3 protein-coding genes and 1 pseudogene are annotated in these 1,665 nt (G+C 35.5%); 3 read left to right on the top strand and 1 reads right to left on the bottom strand.

The window, feature by feature from the left end; all coding sequences use genetic code 11:
- The 3 genes and pseudogenes from AC52RT_RS13980 to AC52RT_RS13970 form a co-directional block, all read left to right on the top strand.
- Window positions 1-284: pseudogene (locus AC52RT_RS13980) on the top strand (hypothetical protein); the annotation flags it as partial.
- A 91-nt stretch (window positions 285-375) separates the two neighbouring features.
- Window positions 376-750 (top strand): hypothetical protein, encoded by a 375-nt coding sequence (locus tag AC52RT_RS13975; protein ID WP_495541311.1) that lies wholly within the window; start codon window positions 376-378, stop codon window positions 748-750.
- 11 nt (window positions 751-761) lie between these two features.
- Window positions 762-1,214 carry a hypothetical protein gene (locus AC52RT_RS13970; RefSeq protein WP_495541310.1) on the top strand — a complete coding sequence of 151 codons (453 nt, stop codon included), beginning with the start codon at window positions 762-764 and terminating at the stop codon, window positions 1,212-1,214.
- Here AC52RT_RS13970 and AC52RT_RS13965 read toward each other — a convergent pair.
- Window positions 1,197-1,665, bottom strand: a 469-nt coding sequence (locus AC52RT_RS13965; RefSeq protein ID WP_495541309.1) for a hypothetical protein, incomplete at its 5' end; no start/stop codon positions are given. The two genes, AC52RT_RS13970 and AC52RT_RS13965, sit on opposite strands and share 18 nt — an antisense overlap.

Genomic DNA, 1,665 nt, shown 5'->3' with positions numbered 1-1,665 from the left:
AAAAGATAAATGGCAAGAATTTATTGTCATTAGATAGAATTGATGTAAATGGAAATTATGAACCGAATAATTGTAGGTGGGCTACTAACAGCCAACAGGCTAATAATAAACGTAATAATAGCAGGTTCTTTTATGACGGCAAGTATCTCACAGCAAGGCAATGGTCCGAAGTTACGGGAATACCTTTCACTACATTAGTTTCAAGGTTTCATAACCCATCATGGACTATTGAACGCGCACTAACACAACCTGTTAGAAAAATTAAAAGAAAAAAAGAAAACTAAATACATACTAATAAAATACTTTTTGAGGACTTTCTGTTTATTGGAAGTCCTCTTTTTTTATTGCAAAATTATCTCATAGGAGGGCAGACATATGTATGAATATTATAACCCTAATCCAACAGGAAGATTATCCGTTGGAGATTGTGCAATAAGGGCAGTCGCGAAGGCTTTAAATATATCATGGGAAAATGCGTTTTGGAAAATAGCACTAAATGCTTTTTATATGGGTGACGTTATGAGTTCAAACGCTGTTTGGGGTGCTGTTCTTCGTGAACACGGATTTCATAGAGAAGGATTACCTAATTTTTGTCCGGATTGTTATACCGCAAAAAATTTTTGCAGAGATAATCCCAAGGGCGTTTATGTATTAGGGTTTGGAAACCATGTTGCTACCGTAATAAATGGAACGCTTTATGACAGCTGGAACAGTTTATCGGAAGTTCCTCAGTATTTCTGGACTAAGTAAGGAGGTGTGTTATGCCATATCCATATTATCAAGGTTATCCAAGTTATAACCAAATGTATCTGCAACAGATGCAACAACCACAGCAGAATATTCAGCAGACACCTCAGATTCAGAATGGTGGTTTTGTAATGGTTAAAAGCATACAAGAAGCTATGTCTTATCCTGTGGCGCCTGGAAACTCAGTAACATTTAAAAATGAAAATCAGCCTTATATATATACAAAAACACTTGGGTTTTCACAGCTTGACCAACCAGTATTTGAAACATTTAGACTTGTCAAAGAAGAACGACAGTTACAAAACGATATTAGCACTAACAAAGCGGAACCTGAATTGAAGGAAGTTGAATATCTTTCAATTTCTCAGGGTGAGGAAATTAAAACAGAAATGATAATTGCGAGACAGGTTAATAGTGCGACAATTCGTTTCTTCATAAGCGTAACCTCCTTATTGTTCATCTTCTGATAAAAGTCTCCTTAACATATGATCTTTCCGGTCGATGTTTTCTTGGAATCGTTTAATTTCATCATCTTTGACCTTAAGCTGTTCTTGGTAAAAAGTTATCTGGTCTTGATAAAAAGATATTTGTTCCATAAAAAATGTTTCTCGGTCTTTGTGTTTCTGGTCCTTGGATGTGAGTCTATCTTGAAGCTGCTTAATAATTTCCTTATTCAGCTCTAGTCTTGTTTGCAATGCTCTTGTTTCGAGGTCATCATCTTCAGTTGGCGGCATTAGAACATTTGCAATTGGTCTTAAAACAGTTTTCCAGTCATGATTGTGATTGTATTTGTCAGAAAATACGTGTTTAATTGTGGATAATGATACAGGTTCACCATTCTTTTCTGTTTCGTCAGCTATCTGCTGATAAGTAATTCCTTTTTCTTTTCTCAGTTCCTTTAGTTCATCTATGAACTCT

It is taken from the genome of Peribacillus sp. (assembly GCF_059453735.1).
The sequence above is the reverse complement of the archived record's forward strand: the minus strand, read 5'-3'. Positions and strand labels throughout refer to the sequence as shown.

Excerpts from the sequence above, each read along its gene's own strand:
- AC52RT_RS13975 (WP_495541311.1), top strand. The coding sequence starts at position 376 with ATGTATGAATATTATAACCCTAATCCAACAGGAAGATTATCCGTTGGA.
- AC52RT_RS13970 (WP_495541310.1), top strand. The coding sequence starts at position 762 with ATGCCATATCCATATTATCAAGGTTATCCAAGTTATAACCAAATGTAT.